Below are 4790 nucleotides of genomic sequence, written 5' to 3' on the forward strand. Positions count from 1 at the left end.
GGCCCAGTTCGGGACGGGGGCCGAGGGGGCGTTCCAGGCGGAGGGTGACACCGCGCACGGCGGCGCCCGCCGCGTCCGCCATGACGGGGTTCAGCTCCAGACGCGCCACCTCCGGCAGGTCGTAGCCGAGGCGCGACACGCGCAGGAGCAGCTCTTCGAGTGCCGCCACGTTCACGGGTTCCGCGCCGCGGTGGCCCAGCAGCAGCGGGGCGGTGCGGATGGCGCGGACGAGCTCCGCGGCCTCCACGTCCGCGAGCGGGCCCAGCCGGTAGGCGCGGTCGTCCAGGAGGGCGGCCGTCTCGTCGGCGAGACCGAACGAGACCACCGCGCCGAACGAGGGGTCCTCCATGGTCACGATGCGGGTCGGCACTCCCCCGCCGCCCTCGGCGATCTCGATGCCGTAGCAGGCCAGGAGTTCGGACGCCTGGTCCGGTGCGGCCCGCACGGGGTCACCGGAATCCAGCCACTCCGCTACCAGCGCACGCGCGCGCACGCGATCGACGTCCGCCAGTTCGGGCAGGCGGCCCGGCGGGCGCTGCCGCCACTGCGCGTACCGGACGACGTATGCGAGGGCCCGGACGGCGTCTTCTGGGGCCGGGTAGGAGGGGATCGAACCGGCGGCGGCCGTCCCGTCCGGGCCGGGGACGCGGAGGTCGGGGGGCATGCCCTTGGAGCCCAGGTAGGTCGCCACGATCGGCTTGGAGCCGCCCTCGGCCAGCCGGAGGATCTTCTGCGGGACGCGCAGGTCGTAGCCGCCGATCGTCGGAGGTGTGAACAGCGCCACGACCGCGTCGACCGAATCGTCCCCCAGGGCGCCGGCGAGGGCGGCCTCGTACTCGTCGGCGCCCGCGCGGGGACCGAGGTCGAGCCGCGGCCTGACCTCCAGGCCGAGCGCGGCGGCGGCGTCCTGCGCGAGGAGGCCGAGCGAGTCGGAGTTGTCGATGATCGCGATGCGGTCCCCGGCGGGCAGCGGCTGGTAGGCCAGCAACTGCGCCACGTCGAACAGTTCCGACAGGTCCTCGACCCGGATCACCCCGGCCTGGGCGAAGAGCGCGCTCACCGCGTGATCGGGCAGGGTCAGCGCGCGCGCCGCATGCCCGATCGGGACGCCCTGCGTACTACGGCCGCTCTTGACCGCCACGATCGGCTTGCGGCGGCCCAGCCTGCGCGCGAGCCGGGCGAACTTGCGCGGGTTGCCCAGCGACTCCAGATAGAGCAGGACGGCCTTGGTCGCCGGATCCTCCTCCCAGTACTGCATCAGGTCATTGCCCGACACGTCGGCGCGGTTCCCGGCGGAGACGAACGTGGACAGCCCGATGCCGCGCTCGGCCGTCCGCTGCAGGATCGCGATGCCGAGCGCACCGGACTGGGAGAAGAACCCGACCGGGCCCCGTCCGGGCATGGTGGGGGCCAGAGTCGCGTTCAGGCGCACGTCCGCGTCCGTGTTGGCGATGCCCAGGCAGTTGGGGCCGACGACGCGCATCCCGTAAGCGCGCGCGAGGCGGACCAGTTCCTCCTGGCTCGCCCGTCCCTCCGGGCCCGTCTCACCGAAACCGGACGACACGACCACCAGTCCATGCACGCCCTTGCCCGCGCACTCCTCCACGACCTCGTGGACGGCGCCCGCCCGTACGGCGACGACCGCGAGGTCCACATCGTCCGGGATCTGCAAGACCGACGCGTACGCGCGGACCCCCGCCACGGCCTTCGCAGTCGGATGCACCGGGTAGACGGGTCCGCTGAAGTCCCCGCCGAGCAGATTGCGCAGGACGGTCTGCCCGACGCTGTGCTCGGCCCGGCTCGCCCCGATCACCGCCACCGAACGCGGGAACAGCAGCCGCTGGATCGACCGCGACTCCGCCCGGTGCTCGCGCGCCGCCATGACCTCCACCGACGTCTCGGTCGGCTCCAGCTCCAGGACGAGCTCGATCACGCCCTCCTCGAACCGCTGCTCGGCCTGGTAGCCCGCCTCCCGGAAGACCCTCGTCATCCTGCGGTTGTCGGGCAGCACGCTCGCCACGAACCGCCGCAGCCCCCGCTCCCGCGCCGCCGCCGCGATGTGCTCCAGCAGCACCGCGCCCAGCCCGCGCCCCTGGTGCGCGTCCTCGACGAGGAACGCGACCTCGGCCGTCTCCGGACGGTCGGGCAGGCGGTCGTAGCGGACGACCGCCACCATCTCCTCGCCGATCGTGGCGATCAGCGCGACGCGCCGGTCGTGGTCCACCGACGTGAAGTGCTCGATCTCACGGTCGGTGAGCTTCGGGCGCGGCGAGAAGAACCGGTAGTAGATCGACTCGGGCGACAACCGCGCGTAGAAGACCCGCAGCGAGTCGGCGTCGCCGGGCCGGATGGGGCGCAGATGGGCCGTCCCGCCGTCGCTCAGGACGACGTCGGCCTCCCACCGGTCCGGGTAACGCTCGGTCACGTACCCGAGGGTAGGGCACGCCGCCGCAGGCGACCCGTCCGGGAAAAACGAGGTTCCTCGGTTTCGCTGCGCGTTCGAGACCTAATCCGGGGGCAAGAGCTGTTACGGTCAAGCACACGCCCAGAATGCCGCTCGCGCGGGCCGTGTTGATCGAGGTGATGACTCCATGACGCGCGTGGTCGTGGTCGGCGATCTTATGACAGATACCGTGGCGCGTGCCGCGTTCCCCCTGGCGAAGGGCAGTGACACGCCCGCCGCCGTGACGATCCACGGAGGTGGCTCGGGCGCCAACGTCGCGTCCTGGCTCGCCCTGGAAGGGGTCGAGGTGGCCTTCGTAGGCCGCCGCGGCTCCGACATCGCGGGCCGGAACCGGGACATGGAACTGATGGGGTACGGCGTCGACGCCCGCCTCGTCATGGACCAGGAGCGTCCCACCGGCACCTGCGTGGTGATGGTCACCCACAAGGGCGATCGCACCATGCTGTCGGACCCGGGGGCCAACGCCGCGCTGCTGCCCGAGGACATCGAACGCTGCAAGGACCTGTTCTCCCAGGGCACCCACCTGCACCTCTCCGGCTACTCGCTGATCAACGAGGGCTCGCGGAAGGCCGCCACCCACACCCTGGACCTGGCCCGCAAGGCCCAGATGTCCATCTCGGTGGACGGCGGCTCCTCCTCGCCCCTCAAGCGGATGGGCGCGGAGCCGTTCCTGGAGTGGACGCAGGGCGCCCGCCTCCTGGTCGTCAACGCCGACGAGGCCGAGATCCTCACCGGCCGCGACAGCCCCGACCAGGCCGCCAAGGTCCTGACCGCCTGGTACCCGCAGGTCGTCATCAAGGTCGGCGCCGACGGCGCGCTCTGGTACACCAACGGCCGCCCCGAACCGGTCACGGTCGCCGCCGAGCCGGTCGAGAAGGTGATCGACGGCACCGGCGCGGGCGACGCGTTCATCGCGGGCTTCCTGCCGCCCTGGCTGGACGGCAAGCAGCCCGCCGACGCGCTCACCGCAGGCTGCCGCCTGGCCGCCCAGGCCATGCAGCACCTCGGCGCCCGCCCGTCCCTGGACGTGGTCGACAACCAGATCAAGAACTGACCCGGGGCCCGGGGCCCGGGCCGGGGGCACCCGCTCCCGCGCCGGGGCGCCCCTGCTCAGGCCAGCGGGGTGTAGGTGCGCACGTCCTCGCGGACCGCGTCCCAGAGGCGGTTGAGGGGGTGCCCGGCGTCGTAGCGCTCCAGGTCGGCCCGGCGGACGAACGCGCCGGTCATCAGCTCGGCCTTCGGCTCCAGATCGTCGTGCAGCTTGATCGCGCGCAGCGCCACGCCGTCCGGGTCGTCCTGCCCGGCCATGCCCCGGCCGATCGACCCTGTGACGATCATGCAGCCGCGGACGAAGCCGGACTTCAGCAGCGACAGGCCGTAGTGGACGTCGTCGATGTCGGCGACCACGTTGAGCCGCTCGCGGTAGTTCGGCCCGTACCAGGTGGCCAGCAGGTCCGCCACCAGGCCGGCGGGCGGCAGCACCAGCGGGACCTCGCCGAGGCGGCTCGTCTCGAACGGCGCCTCCGGCAGCTCGCCGCCGGGCAGGTTCGTCAGCAGCAGCGCCTGGCCCCGCGCGTACTCCACGACCTCGTACTCCCTCAGCCGCAGGTCGCCCTCCGGCGTGCTGACGATGCTGCCGCAGACCAGGTCGACCTGCTTGGTCTCCAGCCGCGACCACAGGTCCTTCGTCCGGACGTGGTTGACCTTGAACTCGACCTCGCGCTGCCGGAACTCCTCCGACACCCGCTCCCAGGCCCGCGACACGATCGGCAGCGTGAACTCGGTCGTCCCCACCGTCAGCATCCGGCCGAGCCTCCGCCGGCTCCAGTGAATGGACTCCAGCCAGTTCGCGAACGTCGCCCGCGCCAGCTCCACCGTCGTCTCGCCGGTCGGGGTGAACAGGAAGTCCTTCCCGCGCCCCTGCCGCACGGTCAGCACCTCCCCGCACAGCGCCTGGCTGTTGCGGTTGAGCGTGTCGAGCTGCTTCTGGACGCTGGACTGCTCGCGCCCGAGGACCCTCGCCGCACGCAGCGCCGACCCCGTCTCGTGTACCACCAGCAGCGTCCGGAGCTGGTCGAACGTGGTGTCGAGCAGGCCGGACGGGCCGCTGAGGAGCGCGTCGAGTGACAGGGACACAGGCACGGACACTACTCCTCGCTCCAGAAGTGGCCGAACGGTCATCTCGGCGGGAAATGATGACATTTCCCGCTCAACTTATCTCAAGATGTTCTCCCAAACAGCTAGACAGGGTTTTCTAACCTCTAGAACACTTTCCCTCGTCCACCCCGACCGAGGAAGTGCGTCTGTGAGCCCGACCGACCCCGCC

General features: G+C 71.8%; 3 protein-coding genes. 1 reads left to right on the top strand and 2 read right to left on the bottom strand.

Going from position 1 to position 4790, the window contains the following annotated elements; all coding sequences use genetic code 11:
* Positions 1-2425, bottom strand: a 2425-nt coding sequence (locus tag E1298_RS44130) for a bifunctional acetate--CoA ligase family protein/GNAT family N-acetyltransferase (protein ID WP_131903340.1), incomplete at its 3' end; no start/stop codon positions are given.
* Positions 2426-2591: 166 nt separating this feature from the next.
* Here E1298_RS44130 and E1298_RS44135 point away from each other — a divergent pair.
* On the top strand, positions 2592-3518 hold the full coding sequence (locus E1298_RS44135) for a carbohydrate kinase family protein (protein ID WP_131903341.1): 927 nt from the start codon (positions 2592-2594) through the stop codon (positions 3516-3518).
* 56 nt (positions 3519-3574) lie between these two features.
* On the opposite strand, the gene E1298_RS44140 is transcribed toward E1298_RS44135, so the two are convergent.
* Positions 3575-4606: a LysR family transcriptional regulator gene (locus E1298_RS44140; protein WP_207945221.1), complete on the bottom strand. Its 1032-nt coding sequence runs from the start codon at positions 4604-4606 to the stop codon at positions 3575-3577.
* Positions 4607-4790: the final 184 nt, after the last annotated feature.

Source organism: Actinomadura rubrisoli, assembly GCF_004349215.1.
In the GTDB taxonomy this organism is placed as follows: Bacteria; Actinomycetota; Actinomycetes; order Streptosporangiales; family Streptosporangiaceae; genus Spirillospora; species Spirillospora rubrisoli.